19 protein-coding genes are annotated in these 19,006 nt (G+C 72.2%); 6 read left to right on the top strand and 13 right to left on the bottom strand.

Annotation, left to right across the window (positions count from 1 at the left end):
• Positions 1-89: 89 nt before the first annotated feature.
• Positions 90-452 carry an ATP-binding protein gene (locus tag ACWGKT_RS21170; protein WP_356143417.1) on the top strand — a complete coding sequence of 121 codons (363 nt, stop codon included), beginning with the start codon at positions 90-92 and terminating at the stop codon, positions 450-452.
• Positions 453-537: 85 nt separating this feature from the next.
• On the opposite strand, the gene ACWGKT_RS21165 is transcribed toward ACWGKT_RS21170, so the two are convergent.
• The 5 genes from ACWGKT_RS21165 to afsQ1 all read right to left on the bottom strand — a co-directional run bounded on the left by ACWGKT_RS21165 (position 538) and on the right by afsQ1 (position 4,378).
• Positions 538-741 (bottom strand): PspC domain-containing protein, encoded by a 204-nt coding sequence (locus tag ACWGKT_RS21165; protein WP_235460669.1) that lies wholly within the window; start codon positions 739-741, stop codon positions 538-540.
• Positions 742-835: 94 nt separating this feature from the next.
• Positions 836-1,396, bottom strand: coding sequence for a VanZ family protein (locus ACWGKT_RS21160; protein WP_453274905.1), 561 nt, complete (start codon positions 1,394-1,396; stop codon positions 836-838).
• A 101-nt stretch (positions 1,397-1,497) separates the two neighbouring features.
• On the bottom strand, positions 1,498-2,139 hold the full coding sequence (locus ACWGKT_RS21155) for a hypothetical protein (protein WP_453274904.1): 642 nt from the start codon (positions 2,137-2,139) through the stop codon (positions 1,498-1,500).
• On the bottom strand, positions 2,139-3,704 hold the full coding sequence (locus ACWGKT_RS21150; protein ID WP_453274903.1) for an ATP-binding protein: 1,566 nt from the start codon (positions 3,702-3,704) through the stop codon (positions 2,139-2,141). Before ACWGKT_RS21150 ends, ACWGKT_RS21155 begins: the two co-directional genes overlap by 1 nt.
• Positions 3,701-4,378 carry a two-component system response regulator AfsQ1 gene (gene afsQ1, locus ACWGKT_RS21145; protein ID WP_235460665.1) on the bottom strand — a complete coding sequence of 226 codons (678 nt, stop codon included), beginning with the start codon at positions 4,376-4,378 and terminating at the stop codon, positions 3,701-3,703. The genes ACWGKT_RS21150 and afsQ1 overlap by 4 nt, the downstream gene beginning before the upstream one ends.
• Positions 4,379-4,608: 230 nt before the next feature.
• On the opposite strand from afsQ1, the gene ACWGKT_RS21140 reads away from it, so the two are divergent.
• Positions 4,609-5,367 carry a SigE family RNA polymerase sigma factor gene (locus ACWGKT_RS21140; protein WP_235460664.1) on the top strand — a complete coding sequence of 253 codons (759 nt, stop codon included), beginning with the start codon at positions 4,609-4,611 and terminating at the stop codon, positions 5,365-5,367.
• Between the two features lie 225 nt (positions 5,368-5,592).
• On the opposite strand, the gene ACWGKT_RS21135 is transcribed toward ACWGKT_RS21140, so the two are convergent.
• The gene (locus ACWGKT_RS21135) at positions 5,593-6,228 is read right to left on the bottom strand and encodes a uridine kinase family protein (RefSeq protein WP_453274902.1); all 636 of its coding nucleotides are present in this window, start codon (positions 6,226-6,228) and stop codon (positions 5,593-5,595) included.
• Positions 6,229-6,355: 127 nt separating this feature from the next.
• On the opposite strand from ACWGKT_RS21135, the gene ACWGKT_RS21130 reads away from it, so the two are divergent.
• Positions 6,356-6,766 carry a hypothetical protein gene (locus tag ACWGKT_RS21130; RefSeq protein ID WP_453274901.1) on the top strand — a complete coding sequence of 137 codons (411 nt, stop codon included), beginning with the start codon at positions 6,356-6,358 and terminating at the stop codon, positions 6,764-6,766.
• 168 nt (positions 6,767-6,934) lie between these two features.
• Here the strand turns inward: ACWGKT_RS21130 and ACWGKT_RS21125 are convergent, their stop codons facing one another.
• From ACWGKT_RS21125 to deoC, 3 genes are read right to left on the bottom strand one after another with little or no spacing between them, the layout of a single operon-like run.
• A complete protein-coding gene (locus ACWGKT_RS21125; protein WP_453274900.1) occupies positions 6,935-7,840 on the bottom strand; it encodes an aldehyde dehydrogenase family protein in 906 nt (301 codons plus the stop codon).
• A complete protein-coding gene (locus ACWGKT_RS21120; protein ID WP_453274899.1) occupies positions 7,833-9,269 on the bottom strand; it encodes an aldehyde dehydrogenase family protein in 1,437 nt (478 codons plus the stop codon). The genes ACWGKT_RS21125 and ACWGKT_RS21120 overlap by 8 nt, the downstream gene beginning before the upstream one ends.
• 5 nt (positions 9,270-9,274) lie before the next feature.
• Positions 9,275-10,267 (bottom strand): deoxyribose-phosphate aldolase, encoded by a 993-nt coding sequence (deoC, locus tag ACWGKT_RS21115; RefSeq protein ID WP_453274994.1) that lies wholly within the window; start codon positions 10,265-10,267, stop codon positions 9,275-9,277.
• A 113-nt stretch (positions 10,268-10,380) separates the two neighbouring features.
• Between deoC and ACWGKT_RS21110 the strand changes: the two genes are divergently transcribed.
• Positions 10,381-11,082, top strand: coding sequence for a PH domain-containing protein (locus ACWGKT_RS21110; protein ID WP_453274898.1), 702 nt, complete (start codon positions 10,381-10,383; stop codon positions 11,080-11,082).
• Between the two features lie 790 nt (positions 11,083-11,872).
• Here the strand turns inward: ACWGKT_RS21110 and ACWGKT_RS21105 are convergent.
• The 3 genes from ACWGKT_RS21105 to ACWGKT_RS21095 form a co-directional block, all read right to left on the bottom strand.
• Positions 11,873-13,504: a phospho-sugar mutase gene (locus ACWGKT_RS21105; protein WP_453274897.1), complete on the bottom strand. Its 1,632-nt coding sequence runs from the start codon at positions 13,502-13,504 to the stop codon at positions 11,873-11,875.
• Positions 13,505-13,576: 72 nt separating this feature from the next.
• The gene (locus ACWGKT_RS21100) at positions 13,577-14,401 is read right to left on the bottom strand and encodes a purine-nucleoside phosphorylase (protein ID WP_235459807.1); all 825 of its coding nucleotides are present in this window, start codon (positions 14,399-14,401) and stop codon (positions 13,577-13,579) included.
• A 122-nt stretch (positions 14,402-14,523) separates the two neighbouring features.
• A complete protein-coding gene (locus ACWGKT_RS21095) occupies positions 14,524-14,961 on the bottom strand; it encodes a gamma-glutamylcyclotransferase (protein WP_356143399.1) in 438 nt (145 codons plus the stop codon).
• Positions 14,962-15,057: 96 nt separating this feature from the next.
• Between ACWGKT_RS21095 and ACWGKT_RS21090 the strand changes: the two genes are divergently transcribed.
• Positions 15,058-16,506, top strand: coding sequence for an NAD(P)H-quinone dehydrogenase (locus ACWGKT_RS21090; RefSeq protein ID WP_453274896.1), 1,449 nt, complete (start codon positions 15,058-15,060; stop codon positions 16,504-16,506).
• Between the two features lie 242 nt (positions 16,507-16,748).
• Positions 16,749-17,702 carry a DeoR/GlpR family DNA-binding transcription regulator gene (locus tag ACWGKT_RS21085; protein ID WP_453274895.1) on the top strand — a complete coding sequence of 318 codons (954 nt, stop codon included), beginning with the start codon at positions 16,749-16,751 and terminating at the stop codon, positions 17,700-17,702.
• Between the two features lie 14 nt (positions 17,703-17,716).
• Here ACWGKT_RS21085 and ACWGKT_RS21080 read toward each other — a convergent pair whose 3' ends face one another.
• Positions 17,717-18,262: a TetR/AcrR family transcriptional regulator gene (locus ACWGKT_RS21080; RefSeq protein WP_356143458.1), complete on the bottom strand. Its 546-nt coding sequence runs from the start codon at positions 18,260-18,262 to the stop codon at positions 17,717-17,719.
• Between the last annotated feature and the right edge of the window lie 744 nt (positions 18,263-19,006).

Below are 19,006 nucleotides of genomic sequence, written 5' to 3'. Positions count from 1 at the left end.
TTTGCGGCGTCCGGCCCGGCGTGTTTACGGTCGGGGACCGCTCAGAACTTTTGTTGATCCCCGTCATCGCATTCAAGGACGCATTCACCATGAAGCAGTCTGCTGCCAAGACCCTCGGTGTCGCCGCCCTCGGTGCCGCCTTCGCCGCCGTCGGTGCCGGTGCGGCCAACGCGGCCCCGGCCGCCCCCGACGCTCCCCAGGCCGCGCAGGCCCTGGACACCGTCACCTCGACGCTGCCGACCGGGAACGTGAGCAAGGCGCTGCCCGGGGCCGGTGAGGCCCTCACCCACGGTCAGGCCGCGGTCGGTACGGGCCTTGCCGCCGCGCAGCCGGTCGCCGAGAAGGTCCTCGCCGAGGGTCCGACCGGCCCGGCCAAGGGCCTGCTCGGCGGACTGCCGCTGCAGGGCCTGCCCACGCACGGCCTGCCGGTGAACGGCATCCCGCTGGGCTGAACAAGCCCCCCCACACGCCGTTGGGGCGCCCCGGAAGCACCGGGTGCGCCCCAACGGCGTTCGTGCGTGCGGGACGTGCGGGACCTCACCAGGCCGCCGTGCCGGCCTTGTCCTGAGCGGGAAGCAGGATCCACAGGGCTATGTAGAGCAGGAACTGCGGGCCCGGCAGCAGGCAGGACAGCAGGAAGATCACCCGCATCGTGGTCGCGGAGGTGCCGAAGCGCCGTGCCAGCGCAGCGCACACTCCGCCGATCATGCGGCCATGGGTGGGGCGGGCAAGGGCGGTCATGGTCGGCTCCTTCGCGAGCGTCGGTCCGAGGCCTCCCGACTGGCTGCCTCATCTGACATCCACGCTACGCAGACGAAGGGGACGAAGCGTCGCTCTACGGTGCGATGCCGACCCTGGGAATCGTCGGGGTCCGACCCTGAGCGGTCTCGCCCTGGGGGGCCGCGGCCGCGTCCCCGCGGCCCACGCGCCCGCCCCGGCGGCGCAGCCAGGCGCGGCCGGCCGGGACGACGGCGAGGTGCGCCAGGACCACGCCCACCGTGTTGAGGAGCAGCGAGTCGACGTCCACCACCCGGCCCGGCACCCCGGTCTGCAGCAGGGCTATGCCCAGGGAGATCAGGGCGCCCGTGGCCGCCGTACGGGCCAGGGAGGCGAACGGGGAGGCGGTGAGCCTGCCGTGGGCCATCGGCAGCAGCACGCCCAGCGGGGCGAGCAGGGCGAGGCCCTCCCCGATCCGGTGGGCGGCCTCGGCCCAGCCCAGCGCCAGGTCGGCCCGGATGCCGGCGAGCGGGCGCAGATTGGCGGGCATCACCCAGGGGACGTCCAGTGGCCGCAGCATGAGCCAGGCGACGAACGCGAGATGCGCGACGAGGAGGACGCCCCCTGTCACACGGATGCGGATCGCGGCGCTGCCGCCGATGGAGCCTTCACGCTGCACGCCCCCCAAGACGCGCCCCCGTGCACGATCGGTTCCGGATCGGACACGCACGCGTGCATGAGGCGTCGCACACACCCGCGGTCCGGTGGCCCGGCCCGCCCTCAGCCCGCTGTCACTTCGCTCGACGGCGGCTCGGCGGTGCCCGGCCGGGCCCGGACGTCGTCGGTGCACTCGTAGCGCCGCAGCGGTTCCCTCCCCGGTCCGCCCAGGATGACCGAGCCGTCGCCCTCGGCCGCCGCCGAGTCGGACAAGGTGCACACGATCTGGGCGAGGGCGTACGCGGTCAGGCGGTCCGGCGTGGTGCTCAGGCGCAGCGTGTCCTCGGGGTCCCCGGGCCGCGGCCCGCCCACGCTCATCCCGCCGTGCACGTACGTCGTGTAGCCCGCGTCCTTCTCGCTGGGCGACGGCGACTGGGCGAGCTGGTCCAGCAGCCCCTGCGCCACGATCACCCGCCGCTTGGCGTCCGCCGTGCCGTCCGGGACGCGCACCGCGCGGTCCACGGTCACCAGCGACGAACCGCACAGCAGGAACACCTGCACCGGCACGCCCCGCGAGGTCTGTGCCGACAGATCGGGTTCGGACAGCGAACACGGCACCCGCGAGGGCGCCGCGCCGAAGTCCGTCGGCACCTCGGTGGCCCGGATGCCGCAGCCGGTGAGCACCGCGGCGAGCAGCGGGAGCGCCAGCAGACGCCGGGCGCCCCGCCCACGGATCCGGCGGGCCTTCGTCGGTCGCGCGGTCATCACGCGCCCCCCTTCTCGCCGTCGCCGCCCTTCTCGGGCTCCTCCGTCAGTGCCGAGGCGTCCCTGGGCAGCCGCAGCGTGAACACCGCGCCGCCCTCGGGCGAGTTGGCGGCGGTGATCTCGCCGCCGTGGATGTGGGCGTTCTCCATGGCGATGGACAGGCCGAGGCCGCTGCCCTCGGAACGCGGTCGGGAGGCGCTCGCCTTGTAGAAGCGGTCGAAGACGTGCGGCAGCACGTCCTCGGGGATCCCGGGGCCGTGGTCGCGCACCTGGACGACGAGCTGGTCGTCGACGATGCGCACCGACACCCGCACCGGCGACCCGCCGTGCTTGAGCGCGTTGCCGATCAGGTTGGCGAGGATGACGTCCAGGCGGCGCGGGTCGAGGCGGGCGTGGACGCCGCGTTCGACGTCCAGCTCCACAGCGTCCAGCCAGGCGCGGGCGTCGATGCAGGCGGTGATCTGGTCGGCGATGTCGACGTCGTCCAGGACCAGCCGGGCGGTGCCCGCGTCGAAGCGGGTGACCTCCATCAGGTTCTCGACCAGGTCGTTCAGCCGCCGGGTCTCGCTCACCACCAGTCGTACGGCCGGTTCGACCATCGGGTCGATGCCGCCGGCCTCCGACTCCAGCTCCTCCTCCAGCACGTCCGTGACGGCGGTGATGGCGGTGAGCGGCGTACGGAGCTCGTGACTCATGTCGGCGACGAAGCGCCGGGACGCCTCGTCCCGCGCGGCCATGTCGTCGACCCGCTTCTCCAGCGCCTCGGCGGCGTTGTTGAACGTCCGTGACAGATCCGCGAGTTCGTCGGTGCCCGACACCCTGAGCCGGGTGTCCAGCTTGCCCTCGCCGAGTCGGCGGGCGGCGACCCCGAGCCGGTGCACCGGCTTGAGCACGGTCGTCGCCGCGGCCTGCGCGAGCAGCGCCGAGCCGATCAGCGCCAGCCCGGTGGCGATCCCGAGCGACCAGGCCAGGGAGTTGAGGTCCTTGGCCTCCGGTTCGAGGGACTTGAGCATGTAGCCGGTGGGGCCGCCGCCGATCACCTTCGTCCCGCCGACCAGGTACGGCGTGCCGTGGTCGACGACCCGCTGCCAGTACACGTGGTACGGCGACTCGTTGCCGTCGGCCACCTTCTGCTGCTTGTTCACCGCGGCGCGCAGCGACGTGGGCACGTCCTCCAGCGCGAACCCGTTCAGGCCGCCGGAATTGCCGTACACCGTCTGGCCGTTCGGGTCCTGGGCGACCAGCAGCACGCTGAAGCGCTGGCTGCTGTTCGCCATCTGGCCCGCGGCGCGCTGCAGTTCGTCCTGGGTGGGGTGCACGGGCAGCGCGCCGGCCCGGTTCTGCATCTCCTGCTCGAAGTCGCGCAGCACCGCGTCCTGGGCGCGGGTGAGCACGGCCTCCCGGTTCAGCCAGTAGGCGATGCCCGAGGCCGACACGGCGGCCGTGAGCGCCACCAGCCCGAAGACCACGACCAGACGCAGCCGAAGACTGGTGAAACGCAGCCGCGACACGGTTCCCTTGCGACCCGCGGCCCAGCCGCGGATACCCCCTCGCGTCTGGGTCACTGAGGCGTGTCCAGGCGGTAGCCGACACCACGCACGGTACGGATCAGCGTCGGGGACGACGGGACGTCCTCGACCTTGGCGCGCAGCCGCTGCACGCAGGCGTCCACCAGTCGGGAGTCGCCCAGGTAGTCGTGCTCCCACACGAGCCTGAGCAACTGCTGCCGGGACAGGGCCTGGCCGGGCCGGCGGCTCAGTTCCAGCAGCAGGCGCAGCTCGGTCGGCGTGAGCTGGAGGTCCTCGCCGTTCTTGGTCACGGTCATCGCCGAGCGGTCGATGACGACGTTGCCGAACGTCGCCGAGTCGCTGGACTCGCGCTCGCCGCGGCGCAGCACGGCCCGGATCCGGGCGTCGAGCACCCGGCCCTGGACCGGCTTGACCACGTAGTCGTCGGCGCCGGACTCCAGCCCGACCACCACGTCGATGTCGTCGTTGCGCGCGGTCAGCAGAATGATCGGCAACTGGTCCGTGCGCCGGATGCGCCGGCACACCTCGAACCCGTCGATACCGGGCAGCATCACATCCAGCACGATCAGATCCGGTCGCTGCTCGCGCAGCAGCTTCAGACCGTCCTCACCGGTGGCAGCGGTGGCCACGCGGTGTCCCTGGCGCGTCAGTGAGAGCTCCAGGGCCGTACGGATGGCGTCGTCGTCCTCGATCAGCAACAGGGAAGGCACGGGGCTCATTCTGGCCCATGGAGGGGCTCTCGTACGACCTGTGGGGCCCTCAGGCGCTCGAATCCCCGGTACCGCCACCACCCGTGCACACTCGGTGATTCCCCGGTGGCCGACCCCTGTGACAGGTCTGTGACAGTCGGCGGACACGGCGATGAAGGTCGCTCGGCAAGCTTTTCGGCACAGGCAAGGAAGCGGATCGAACACCGGAAGTCCACGACGGGGAGCGCGAGATGAACACGCTGCACAGCATGAGCACCAGCGCAGTGGTCACGCGTCTGCACGACGTGAACCGGGGTTCCGAGAAGTCCGGTGCCGTGAGCGGGCGGGGGTGCGCTCGCGGCACCGGGCGTCAGCACACCACGTACATGTCGGTGGTTGACGCGCACACGGGGGGAAGCACGACGGGGGTCACGGGGGCCCACGGGGGAAGCGCGTACGGGGAGGACTCGGGGGAGCGTCGCTCGCTGACGGAGGCGGAGTTCACCGCCTACGTCCAGGAGCGCCGCGCCTCCCTGTACGCCACCGCCTACCACCTGACCGGCGACCGCTTCGAGGCCGAGGACCTGCTGCAGAGCGCGCTGTTCTCGACGTACCGGGCGTGGGACCGGATCAGCGACAAGGCGGCGGTCGGCGGATACCTCCGCCGCACCATGACGAACCTGCACATCAGCGCCTGGCGGCGCCGCAAGCTCAACGAGTACCCGACCGAGGAACTGCCGGAGACGCCCGGCGACACGGACGCGATGCGCGGCACCGAGCTGCGCGCGGTCCTGTGGCAGGCGCTGGCCCGGCTGCCCGAGCTCCAGCGCACCATGCTGGTCCTGCGCTACTACGAGGGCCGCACGGACCCGGAGATCGCGGAGATCCTCGACATCAGTGTCGGCACGGTGAAGTCCAGCATCTGGCGGTCGCTCCGCCGGCTGCGCGAGGACGAGGTCCTCAGCTTCGGCCGTGACGAGGAGAACGCCTTCGGCGAGCTCGTCGCCTGAAGGCAGGGTCCCGCGGCCGCAGGCCGCGACGGGCCCGACGGGGGAAACGGGGGTCCGGGGGGACCCACGGGGGAAGCACGGGGGAGCTCCACCACGGGGGACGCGGGGGAGCGCAGGAAGGCGGGACTGGAGGGCCGGGGGGTCCATCCAGTCCCGTTTCCGTGTCTACGGCCGGTTCCGTGTGTCCGACAGCCCTGTACGGCCGCCGTGGGCCGCCGTGCCCGGCTAGGCCGGCGTCTGCGCCCGGGCCTGCCGTCCCACCGCCGCGGAGGCGAGCCTGCCGAGCGCCTCGTCCAGATCGCAGGGGTGGGCGCCCAGCGACACCTGGCGGGTGACGATCGACCGCTCCGCGCGCATCAGCCGCCAGCCGCGGCGCAGCAGGAACGGCACCGACTTGCGGCCCTCCTTCAGGTCCCGCAGGAAGCGCCGCCGGAAGGTGGTGACCGGCCCGCGGCTCAGACACAGCGCGTCCGCCAGCACTCCGAGTTCACGGCAGCGCTCGACGATCTCGGCGGCGAAGATGCCCTCCGCGATGAACACCGGGGTGCGGTCGATGCACAGCGTCTCCTCGCCGGTGCGCGCGCTTCGCGAGATGTCGTACACCGGCACGGTCGTCGACCCCGTGGCGCACAGCCTGGTGATGGCCTCGACGGCGACGTCCGCGTCCCAGGACAGCGGATGGTCCCAGTCGATGTCCGAACTCCCCTCCACCAGTGGCAGCGTCGGGTCCTCGCCCTCCTTGTAGAAGTCGTCGAGGCGCAGGACGGGCAGCCCGGAGCGGGCGGCGACGAGGGACTTGCCCGAGCCCGAGGGGCCGCACAGCAGCACGACACGGGCGGGTGACGGGGGATGAAGGCTCACGGAACACCAGTTTGACGTATGGGGCGCCCGCTGCCGACCCCGCGGGTCGGCTTTGGTGCGTGCGTCACACCTCAACTACCCTTTGTGTCGACCTCATTACCCTGTGCACCAGAAGGTGGCATCAGCAATGGCACGACACGCGACCCGCCAGCACCCCACCGCGCAGCGCGCCCTGATCGCCCTCGCGACCGCCGGAGCGGCCCTGGGCGCGGGCGCGGCGACGGCCTCCGCGGACTCCACCCTGCCGGTGGACGTGCCCTGGCGGCCGACCTCGCTCGGCAGGATCGACCCGCAGGCGGGGGCGCAGGCGCTGACCGGCACGCTGGGCTATGTCACGGGCCCGGTCACCGGCCTCAAGCCCAACCCCCTCGCCGGCACCGGCGTCGACCCGCTCGACAACGGCGTCGGCACCCAGGTCGCCGACTTCCAGCCGCTTTCCTCGCAGGCGCTGACCGGTCCGGTGGCCGAGTCGCGGTCGCTCGGGTCGGTGCCGGTGCTGGGGCAGGTGACCGGGGTACTGGGCGGCGGCCGGGGCTGACGGCACCCGTCGCCCGTACGCGAAGTACGCGAAGTACGCGAAGTACGCGAAGTACGCGAAGTACGCGAAGTACGCGAAGCGCACGAAGAGAGCCGCGCCGCCCCCGGACGGAGGGGTGGCGCGGCTCTCGGCCTGTGTGCCGGCCCGGTACTGGGCCCGGGCGCCGGCTCAGTACGACGAGCCGGACGCGCCCAGCGAGCCCGTCGGGTGCCAGACCGTCTTCGTCTCCAGGAACGCCGTCATGCGCTCGGTGCCCGGAGTCGCCGACCAGTTGTCCACAGCCTGTGGACGAAGGACGCGCTTGAGGTTGTCCGCCGCCGCGATCTCCAGCTCCTTCGCCAGCGCATCGTCGGCGCCCGCGAGGTCGATCGCGTTGACGTCCTGGTGCGCGGCCAGCGGCGCCGCGATCTCCGCCGTACGGCCGGACAGGACGTTGACGACACCGCCGGGCAGGTCGGAGGTGGCCAGCACCTCGCCCAGGGACAGCGCCGGGAGCGGGGACTTCTCGCTCGCGATCACGACGGCCGTGTTGCCGGTCGCGATGACCGGGGCGATCACCGAGACCAGGCCGAGGAAGGACGACTCCTGCGGCGCCAGCACGGTGACCACGCCGGTCGGCTCGGGGGAGGACAGGTTGAAGAACGGGCCCGCGACCGGGTTCCCGCCGCCCACGACCTGGGCGATCTTGTCCGTCCAGCCCGCGTACCAGACCCAGCGGTCGATCGCCGCGTCCACCTGGGCGGCGGCCTTCGACTTGGCCAGGCCCTCCGCCTCGGCCACCTCGCGCACGAACTGGTCGCGGCGCCCCTGAAGCATCTCGGCGATGCGGTAGAGGATCTGGCCCCGGTTGTAGGCGGTCGCGCCGGACCAGCCGCCGAACGCCTTGCGCGCGGCCACGACCGCGTCACGGGCGTCCTTGCGGGACGACAGCGGCGCGTTCGCCAGCCACTTGCCCTTCGAGTCCGTCACCTCGTACACCCGGCCGCTCTCGGAACGCGGGAACTTGCCGCCCACGTACAGCTTGTAGGTCTTGAAGACGGAAAGCCGCTCGATCGTTTCGGACTTATCAGACATCGAGGTATGCCTCCAGACCGTGGCGACCGCCCTCGCGGCCGAAGCCCGACTCCTTGTAGCCGCCGAAGGGCGAGGTCGGGTCGAACTTGTTGAACGTGTTGGACCAGACGACACCGGCGCGCAGCTTGTTCGCGACGGCCAGGATCCGGGAGCCCTTCTCCGTCCAGATGCCCGCCGACAGTCCGTACTGCGTGTTGTTGGCCTTGGCGACGGCCTCGTCGGGCGTACGGAACGTGAGGACCGACAGCACCGGGCCGAAGATCTCGTCGCGGGCGACGGTGTGCGCCTGCGTGACGTTCGTGAACAGCGTCGGGGCGAACCAGTAGCCGCTCTCGGGTAGTTCGCAGGCCGGGGACCAGCGCTCGGCGCCCTCCGCCTCGCCCTGCTCGGCGAGCGCGGTGATCCGGGCCAGCTGCTCCGCGGAGTTGATCGCGCCGATGTCCGTGTTCTTGTCGAGCGGGTCGCCCAGGCGCAGCGTGGAGAGCCTGCGCTTGAGGGAGTCGAGGAGCTCGTCCTGGATCGACTCCTGGACCAGCAGCCGGGAGCCCGCGCAGCAGACCTGGCCCTGGTTGAAGAAGATGCCGCCCACGATGCCCTCGACGGCCTGGTCGATCGGGGCGTCGTCGAAGACGATGTTGGCGCCCTTGCCGCCCAGTTCGAGGGTGAGCTTCTTGCGGGTGCCGGCGACCGTGCGCGCGATCTCCTTGCCGACGGCCGTGGAGCCGGTGAAGGCGACCTTGTTCACGTCCGGGTGCGCGACCAGGGCGGCGCCCGCGTCGCCGTATCCCGGAAGGATGTTGACGACGCCCTTGGGCAGGCCCGCCTGGCGGCAGATGTCCGCGAAGAAGAGGGCCGACAGCGGCGTGGTCTCGGCCGGCTTCAGGACGACCGTGTTGCCGGTCGCGAGCGCCGGGGCGATCTTCCAGGCCAGCATGAGGAGCGGGAAGTTCCAGGGGATGACCTGGCCGGCGACGCCGAGCGGCCTCGGGGCCGTGCCGAACCCGGCGTGCTCCAGCTTGTCCGCCCAGCCCGCGTAGTAGAAGAAGTGCGCGGCGACCAGCGGGAGGTCCGTGTCGCGGGTCTCCTTGATCGGCTTGCCGTTGTCCAGGGTCTCCAGGACCGCCAGTTCACGGCTGCGCTCCTGGATGATCCGGGCGATGCGGAAGAGGTACTTGGCGCGCTCGGAGCCGGGCAGCGCCGACCACTTCTCGAAGGCCTTGCGGGCGGCCTTGACCGCGCGGTCGACGTCCGCCTCGCCCGCCTGGGCGATCTCGGAGAGGACCTCCTCGGTGGACGGCGAGACGGTCTTGAAGACCTTGCCGTCGGCGGCCTCGGTGAACTCGCCGTCGATGAACAGACCGTAGGACGGCGCGATGTCGACGACCGAGCGGGACTCGGGGGCGGGTGCGTACTCGAATGCGGATGCCATGGGGATCAGTCCACCGTCACGTAGTCGGGGCCGGAGTAACGGCCGGTGGCCAGCTTCTGACGCTGCATCAGCAGGTCGTTCAGGAGCGAGGAGGCGCCGAAGCGGAACCAGTGGTTGTCCAGCCAGTCCTCGCCGGCGGTCTCGTTGACCAGGACCAGGAACTTGATGGCGTCCTTGGTGGTGCGGATGCCGCCGGCCGGCTTCACGCCGACCTGTACCCCGGTCTGGGCGCGGAAGTCGCGCACGGCCTCCAGCATGAGGAGGGTGTTCGCCGGGGTCGCGTTGACGGCGACCTTGCCGGTCGAGGTCTTGATGAAGTCGGCCCCGGCCAGCATGCCGAGCCAGCTGGCCCGACGGATGTTGTCGTACGTGGACAGCTCGCCGGTCTCGAAGATGACCTTGAGCCGGGCGGACGCCCCGCAGGCCTCCTTCACGGCGACGATCTCGTCGTACACCTTCAGGTACTTGCCCGCGAGGAACGCCCCGCGGTCGATGACCATGTCGATCTCGTCGGCGCCCGCGGCCACGGCGTCACGGACGTCGGCCAGCTTCACGTCGAGGGCGGCACGGCCGGCCGGGAAGGCGGTGGCGACGGAGGCGACCTTGACGTCCGGAGCCTTGCCGGCGGCAATGATCGCCTCCTTGGCGACGGCCACCATGTCGGGATAGACACAGACGGCCGCGGTCGTGGGGGTCGTCCGGTCCGTCGGGTCCGGGTGGGCCGCCTTGGCGCCGAGCGCCCGGACCTTGCCCGGGGTGTCCGCGCCTTCCAGCGTCGTCAGGTCGACCATCGAGATGGCGAGGTCGATGGCGTACGCCTTCGCGGTGGTCTTGATGGATCGGGTGCCGAGAGAGGCGGCGCGCGCCTCCAGGCCGACCGCGTCGACGCCGGGCAACCCGTGCAGGAAGCGGCGCAGCGTGCTGTCGGACGCGGTGACGTCAGCGATGGGGGTACCGCCCACGCGTTTAGCAGTGGGGGAGGGAGCAGAAGTGGGCATGGTCACCACGCCACCATATCTACGCGCGTAGCGGCTGTACAGCCCCCGGGCGCTCATCACATCGTCGGCGACCGCATATGAGCAGTCCGGGGTCGTCGGGCAGAATCGGGAGCATGACGACCCCGGACCACCAGTCACCCGCGCCACAGCCCTCGGCGCCCGCCGCCAAGGACCGGATCTACCGCTCACCCCTGGGGCTGATGGGTGGTGTGCTGCTGCTCGCCCTCGTCGGGTGGCTCGGCATCGACGCGCTGTTCCGTGGCAGCGGCCACACGCCGTGGCTGGCGCTCGCCGGGCTGATCCTGCTCGTGCCGTTGGTGATCGCCTTCACCCTGCGCCCGGCCGTCTTCGCGAACGACGACCGGCTGCGCGTGCGCAACCCCTTCCGGGTGGTCACCGTGCCGTGGGGCGAGATCGTCTCCCTGCGCTCCGGCTACTCCAACGAGGTCGTCGTCAAGTCCGGCGACAAGTACCAGCTGTGGGCCATCCCGGTCTCGCTGCGGGCCCGCAAGAAGGCGACGCGCCGCCAGGCGCGCGCCGAGGCGGAGGCCCGCGGGGGCGGCAGATCCGGGATGTTCGGTGGCGGCGCCTTCGGCGGCGGTGGCCTCGGCGGCGGCCCGCGCGGCTCCGCCGCCACGGACGGACCGCACCGCGCGGAGACCGACAAGATCATGGACGACCTGCGCGCCACGCTGGAACGCCAGGAGCACGCCGAGTCGGCACAGGGCGAGGTCACGGTCCGCTGGGCGTACGAGATCGCGGCACCGGCGGTGGCCGGCGCGATCCTGCTGGCGATCCTGCTGGCGGTGGGTTGAGTCGGCTGGGCGGGGCGGCCGGGCGGGCGGGCCGACGCGCGGATGCCCCGACCGGCTTGCCGGTCGCGGCAAGCGGCGCGCGCGGAGGGGCCTAGCCGACCGGGCGAGCGGCCGCATGGGCCGATGCGCGGATGTCCCGACGGCCTCCTGAGAGGGGGCCGGAGGGCCGTGCGGAGGGGGAGCTGCCGGCTGGAGGTCCTTCCGGTCCTGGCCGGGCGGGCCGATCCCGCGGATGCTGCGACGGTTTCCCGTAGGGGTCGGAGTGGCGCGCGCGGAGGGGGAGCTGTCGGCCGGGGGTCCTTCCGGTCCTGGCCGGGCGGGCCGATGCTGCGACGGTTTCCCGTAGGGGTCGGAGTGGCGCGCGCGGAGGGGGAGCTGTCGGCTGAGGGTGCTTCCGGTCCTGGCTGTGCGGGGCGTTGCGCTCGCGGGGGCTGGAGTGGTGCTGGTGGCGGTGGGCTGAGTCGGCTGCCGCGTGGGCCGACGCACGGCTTCCCCGGCGGTTTCCCGGAAGAGGTTGGAGGCGCGCACAGAGGGCAGCCGCCGACCAAGGGGTCTCCGGTCCCGGCTGTGCCGGGCGCGGCGCCCACGGTGGCTGCAGCGGTGCTGCCGGCGGTGGGCTGAGCTGACTGCCGCTCGGGCCGGAAGGGGCCAGAGCGGCGCGCCAGGAGGGGGAATCACGGACCAAGGCCTCCGGTCCCCCGATGCCGGCCCCTTGGTGGCCACGGAAACGCCGAAGGGGTGCCCCCACCTGCCATGGTGAAGGCACCCCATCGAGAGCGAGGGTTGGGGCTCAGATGCCCGCGGCCGTCGCGAGGTCGTGCTTGATGGCGGCGAGCAGGTCGGTCGCACGGGCGCGGGCGGCCGGGAGGGCGGCGTGGGTGCCGACCGGTACGACGACCTCCAGGTAGCACTTCAGCTTGGGCTCCGTGCCGCTGGGCCGGACGATGACGCGGGCGCCGTCGAGGGTATAGCGCAGCCCGTCGGTGGGCGGCAGCTTCTCCGTGCCCCGGGTGAGGTCCTCGGCCCGGGTGATGGCCAGACCCGCGAGCTCGGTCGGCGGCCGCTCGCGCAGGCGCCGCATCGCGTCGGCGATGACCGACAGGTCCTGCACCCGCACCGAGAGCTGGTCGGTCGCGTGCAGCCCGTGCTCGACGGCCAGGTCGTCGAGCAGGTCGAGCAGCGTGCGCCCCCGCGCCTTCAGACCGGAGGCGAGCTCGGTGATCAGGAGGGCGGCGGTGATGCCGTCCTTGTCGCGCACCCCGGCCGGGTCGACGCAGTAGCCGAGCGCCTCCTCGTAGCCGTAGCGCAGACCGTCCACCCGGGCGATCCACTTGAAGCCGGTGAGGGTCTCCTCGTAGGGCAGCCCGGCCTTCTCGGCGATCCGGCCGAGCAGGGACGAGGACACGATCGACTCGGCGAAGGTGCCGGTCGCCCCGCGCGCGACCAGGTGCGCGGCGAGCAGGGCACCGACCTCGTCGCCGCGCAGCATGCGCCAGTCGCCCCCGTCCCCGACCGCCACGGCACAGCGGTCGGCGTCCGGGTCGTTGGCGATGACCAGGTCGGGACCGGTCGCGCGGGCCGCGGCGAAGGCCAGGTCCATGGCGCCGGGCTCTTCCGGGTTCGGGAAGGCGACGGTCGGGAAGTCGGGGTCGGGCTCGGCCTGCTCGGCGACCAGCACCGGCTCCGGGAAGCCGGCCCGGGCGAACGCGGCCAGCAGGACGTCCTTGCCGACGCCGTGCATCGCCGTGTAGACGGTCCGGGCGCCCCGCGGCGAGCCCTCGGCCAGGACGGCGTCGGTACGGGCGAGATAGGCGTCCAGGACGGCGTCGTCGAGGGTCTCCCAGCCGGAGTCGGGCCGGGGCACGTCGTGCAGGCTGCGGATCGCGTCGATCTCGGCCGCGATCCCCGCGTCCGCGGGCGGCACGATCTGCGAGCCGTCGCCGAGGTAGACCTTGTAGCCGTTGTCCCGGGGCGGGTTGTGGCTGGCGGTGACCTCCACGCCCGCGACCGCGCCGAGGTGCCGGATCGCGAACGCCAGGACAGGGGTGGGCAGCGGCCGCGGCAGGACCGCGGCGCGGAGCCCCGCCCCGACCATCACGGCGGCGGTGTCCCGGGCGAAGTCGGCGGACTTGTGCCGGGCGTCGTACCCGATGACGACGAGCCCCTCGGCCTGCCCCTCCTTCTTGAGGTAGGCGGCCAGACCGGCGGCTGCCCGGATGACGACCGAGCGGTTCATCCGCATCGGACCGGCCCCGAGTTCACCGCGCAGGCCCGCGGTGCCGAACTGCAGGGTGCCGGCGAAGCGCGCGGCGAGCTCCGTGACATCCCCGGAGTCGATCAGCTTGGCGAGTTCCTCGCGCGTGTCCGCGTCGGGGTCCTCGGCCAGCCACGCCTGGGCCCGGGCGATGAGATCGTCGTGCACGTCGGGTCAACCTCTCGTTCGAAGTGCGGGTGCGTGGTGCGTTGCCGTGCGCTCAGGAGCGGCGGGCGGCGGTCACAGCCGGCCGAGCACCTGGGTCAGCAGCGAACCCATCCGGGCGGCCGAGTCACGGCCCGCCTGCAGAACCTCCTCGTGGTTCAGCGGCTCCCCGGTCATGCCGGCGGCGAGGTTCGTCACCAGCGAGATCCCCAGCACCTCGGCACCGGCCTCGCGCGCGGCGATGGCCTCCAGCACCGTCGACATGCCCACCAGGTCCGCGCCGATCACCCGGGCCATGCGGATCTCGGCCGGGGTCTCGTAGTGCGGGCCGGGGAACTGGGCGTACACGCCCTCCTCCAGCGTCGCGTCGACCTCCTTGCACAGGGCGCGCAGGCGCGGCGAGTACAGGTCGGTGAGGTCGACGAAGTTCGCGCCCACGATCGGCGAGGTCGCGGTGAGGTTGATGTGGTCGCTGATCAGCACCGGCTGGCCGGGGCGCATGCCCTCGCGCAGGCCGCCGCAGCCGTTGGTCAGCACGACGGTCTTGCAGCCGGCGGCCACCGCGGTGCGCACGCCGTGCGCCACGGCGGCGACGCCCCGGCCCTCGTAGTAGTGCGTGCGGCCCAGGAAGACCAGCGCGCGCTTGTCACCGATGCTGTACGAGCGGACCTTGCCTCCGTGCCCCTGCACCGCCGGCGGCGGGAAGCCGGGCAGCTCGGTGACCTGGAACTCGGCGTCGGCAGCGCCAAGGGCGTCGACGGCCGGAGCCCAGCCGGAGCCCATCACGAGGGCGACGTCGTGGGTCTCGGCGCCCGTGAGCTCGCGCAGGCGCGCGGCGGCCGCGTCGGCGGCGGCATAGGGGTCGCCCTGGATGTCGTCCGGAAGAAGAGATGCGTTCACGCGGATGAGGGTAGCCGGTTCGGGCCTACGCGCGTAGATGACAGAGCTCACGGGATGGCGATCGTTGTCTTGTCGTTTCCAACAAAGGTTGGGACAAAAGTGGCCCAAGGGGCGCCGGTGCCCTAGCAGGGCCGCTTGCGCAGCTCCATCACATAGTCGTGCGGGGCGCCGGCCGACTCCGCCGCGTCGGCGAGCTCACCCAGGTACCGGGCCGACGGCAGACCGCCCTCGTACCCGTTGAGCGCGTACACCCACGCCGGCTCCTCGCCGTCCAGTGTGTGCACCCGGACCCGGGCGCGCCGGTAGATGCCGAGACCCACGCCCACCCAGCGGTCCAGGGACTCCTCGTCCATGGGGGCGATGTCGTACAGCCCGACGAAGACCTGGGACCCCGGCTCCTCGACGATCGTCGCGAGCGCGCCCTCCCAGCCCAGCTGCTCCCCGCCGAAGGTCAGCCGCCAGCCGTTCAGCCAGCCGGTGGCGCGCAGCGGCGAGTGCGGGGCGCGGCGGGACATCAGCCGCGCGTCGAGATTGCCGGCGTACGCGGCATAGAGCGCCATGGGTCGAGAGTACGGCAGCGAAAACACGTGCCTCGGCCGCCCCGTGGGCAACGGCACGCTCACCCCGGGCAGAAGCACCTTGAAGCGTGCGGGACAATGGAGTACGTGACTCGGATCGTGATCATCGGTGGCGGACCCGGCGGATACGAAGCGGCGCTGGTGGCAGCGCAGCTCGGCGCGGAGGTGACCGTCGTCGACTGCGACGGTCTGGGCGGAGCGTCGGTACTGACCGACTGCGTGCCGTCGAAGACCCTTATCGCTACGGCCGAGGTGATGACCACCTTCGACTCGTCGTACGAGGAACTCGGCATCATCGTCGCCGACGACACCCCGCCGCTGGAGCAGGCCGCCCGGGTGGTCGGCGTCGACCTCGGCAAGGTCAACCGCCGTGTGAAGCGCCTCGCGCTCGCCCAGTCCCACGACATCACCGCCTCCGTCACCCGCGCCGGCGCCCGGGTCATGCGCGGCCGCGGCCGGCTGCAGGGCATGCAGGCACTCGACGGCTCCCGCAAGGTCGTCGTCGCCGCCGCCGACGGCACCGAGGAGACCCTCGTCGCGGACGCCGTGCTCATCGCCACCGGCGGTCACCCGCGCGAGCTGCCCGACGCCCAGCCCGACGGCGAGCGCATCCTGAACTGGACCCAGGTCTACGACCTCACCGAGCTCCCCGACGAGCTCATCGTGGTCGGCTCCGGTGTCACGGGCGCCGAGTTCGCCGGTGCCTACCAGGCCCTCGGCTCCAAGGTCACCCTCGTCTCCTCGCGCGACCGCGTGCTGCCCGGCGAGGACCCGGACGCCGCCGCGGTCCTGGAGGACGTCTTCCGCCGCCGCGGCATGAACGTCATGGCCCGCTCCCGCGCCCAGTCCGCCAAGCGCGTCGGCGACAAGGTGGAGGTCACCCTCTCCGACGGCCGCGTGATCACCGGCTCGCACTGCCTCATGGCCGTCGGCGCCATCCCCAACAGCGCCGGACTCGGCCTGGAGGAGGCCGGCGTCAAGCTCCGCGAGTCCGGGCACATCTGGACCGACAAGGTCTCCCGCACGACCGCCCCGGGCGTGTACGCGGCCGGTGACGTGACGGGCGTCTTCGCCCTCGCCTCCGTCGCGGCCATGCAGGGACGTATCGCCATGTACCACTTCCTCGGCGACGCGGTGACCCCGCTCAACCTCAAGACCGTCTCCTCCAACGTCTTCACCGACCCGGAGATCGCCACCGTCGGCTACACCCAGGCCGACGTCGACGCGGGCAAGATCGAGGCCAGGGCGGTCAAGCTCCCGCTCCTGCGCAACCCGCGCGCCAAGATGCAGGGCATCCGCGACGGCTTCGTGAAGATCTTCTGCCGTCCGGGTACGGGGATCGTCGTCGGCGGTGTGGTCGTGGCGCCCCGCGCCTCGGAACTGATCCACCCCATCTCGATCGCCGTCGACAACAATCTGACGGTCGAACAGATCGCGAACGCCTTCACCGTGTACCCGTCCCTGTCGGGCTCGATCGCCGAGGTGGCCCGCCAGCTCCACACCCGCAAGGCGACCGGCGAGGCGTAGGCGGCACCACGGCGGCCGCGCGGCGCCCCCGTGGCGGCATCGCGACGTCCGAGCGCGTCCGAGGCCGCCCGAGGCCGTCCGATACCGACTCCCCGCTGGTCACGGGGAGTTGCCGTGGCATGCGCGCGGCATAGGCGGGATGGCTAGGCCGTATACCACTTCCTGTCCTGCTGTGCGAACAACTTCTGTTATTCGGCGCAAACTGCTGAAAGCAGACGGTCGCCCGCGTTACTGTCAGTTTCGTGTTCGCTGCAGAACGTCGTCAATTGATCCTCGAAATGGTGCGAGCGAACGGGGCCGTGTCGCTCCGTGAGCTCGCCCGCGTCGTCCAGACCTCCGAAGTGACCGTACGGCGGGACGTGCGCGCACTGGAGGCAGAAGGACTGCTCGACCGCCGACACGGCGGTGCGGTATTGCCGGGCGGGTTCACGCGAGAGTCCGGCTTTCCGCAGAAATCACATCTCGCGACCGCCGAGAAGACGGCCATCGCCGATCTCGCCGCGAACCTCGTCGAAGAGGGCGAGGCCATCGTGGTCGGGGCGGGTACCACCACACAGGAACTGGCGCGCCGGCTCGCCCGGGTGCCGGGCCTGACCGTCGTCACCAACTCCCTGCTGGTCGCCCAGGCGCTGGCGCACGCCAACCGTGTCGAGGTCGTGATGACCGGCGGCACCCTGCGCGGCTCCAACTACGCCCTGGTCGGCTCCGGCGCCGAGCAGTCCCTGCAGGGGCTCAGGGTGTCCAAGGCCTTCCTGTCCGGGAGCGGTCTGACCGCCGAGCGCGGGCTGTCCACGTCCAACATGCTCTCGGCGTCCGTCGACCGCGCGCTGGTCCAGGCGGCCGCGGAGGTCGTGGTCCTCGCCGACCACACCAAGCTGGGCACGGACACGATGTTCCAGACGGTGCCGACCGACCTCATCACCCGCCTGGTCACCGACGAGCCGCCGGGCCACGACGACCGTGCCGCCACCGAGCTGCAGGCCCTGGCCGACCAGGGGGTGCAGATCGCCGTGGCCGGGGCGTCCGGGAGCCCGGGGGGTGATCAGGTCCCGGCGCGCCAGCCGCGTCGGGACGTAGCCCTCCCGGGGCCGCGGCGGGGGCAGGTGCCGAGCGCCGCGCTGCGGTCGGCCACGGTGCTGGGGGAGCAGGCGGCCGGGGCCGAGCGTGCTCGTGTCGCGGATCTGCGGCGGCGTTGAGGGGCGCGGGCGGTCTATCCCTTCAGGCCGCGTAGCGTCAGTTTCAGCAAGCGGTCCGCCAGGTCAGAGTCTCCCGGTGACTCCTCCGCCGCCAGCGCAATGGCGTGGGTCAGTTGGAGGAGGTCGCCGATCGAGACGTCGGGGCGTACGGTGCCCGCCGCCTGAGCGCGGGCCAGCAGCGCGCCGCCCGCCTCGTGGATCGGGGTGCTGCAACGGGCCAGCGCGGAACCGGAGTCGGTGGACACCGACATCAGCGCCCGCGCCAGGCCACGGTACTCACCGGCGTGCGTGACCATCTCGCGCAGCCAGGTCACCAGGGCCGCGCAGGGTTCGGGCGCGTCCAGCAGTTCGCGTGAGCGGGCGAGGAGTTCGCTCACCGCGTCCTCGAAGACCGCGCTCATCAAGGCGTGCCGGTTCGGGAAGTGCCGGTACAGCGTGCCGATACCGACGCCCGCCCGACGGGCCACGTCCTCCAGGGACGCGTCCGTGCCGTGCTCGGCGAAGGCGGCACGGGCCTCGGTGAGCAACCGCTCGTAGTTGCGGCGGGCATCGGCGCGCATGGCACGCGGGGCCACGGACGGCACCGCCGTGTCCCGGACCCCGGCGCCCTCCCCAGCGGACACGCCCACCATGCCTTCCACCTGCCCTCTCGCACGCCCCCGACTGCCTCCAGGATGCCACCGGACGAACCCGAGCAGGCTCCTACGAAGCCACCGGCGCCCAGGGCCGGGAACTTGAGGGAGCATCAGCGAGGCGGGCGCCCCCACGGCCGCCGACCGGGCGCCGTACGGCTCGCGTGCTCGGGCGTGTCGTTGCCGTGGGGGGCTTCTGCTGATTGCCGTGGGTTGCTGATGGGCGTGGGCTGCCGGTGGCCGGTGCCCGGTGGCCGCCAGTGGCTGTCGGCTGTTGATTGCCGTTGGCCGCTGATGACAGTCGGCTGCTGTGATGGCGGTGGGTTGCTGATGGGCGCGGGGTGCTCGTGACCGGTGGTCGCCAACCGTCCTCGGCTGCTGGTGGCCCTCGGCTGTTGATGGCCGTTGGCCGCTGATGGCGGTGGGTTGGTGATGGGCGTGGGCTGCTCGTGACCGGTGGCCGCCAACCGCCCTCGGCTGCTGATGGCCGTCGGCTGCTGATGGCCGTGCGCTGCTGGTGACCGTTGGCCCTTGGCGGCCGATGACCGTCGGCGTGGATGCCCCTCGGTCGCCGGTCGCCGGTGGCCGTCCGGCGTGGGAAACGAGGCGCCCCGCGGACCGGATCTCCGGTCGCGCGGGGGGCCGCGACACCACAAGTGTAGGTGTATTATA

The organism is Streptomyces sp. NPDC054794 (genome assembly GCF_053611585.1).
This window is presented reverse-complemented; position numbering and strand designations above follow the sequence as displayed.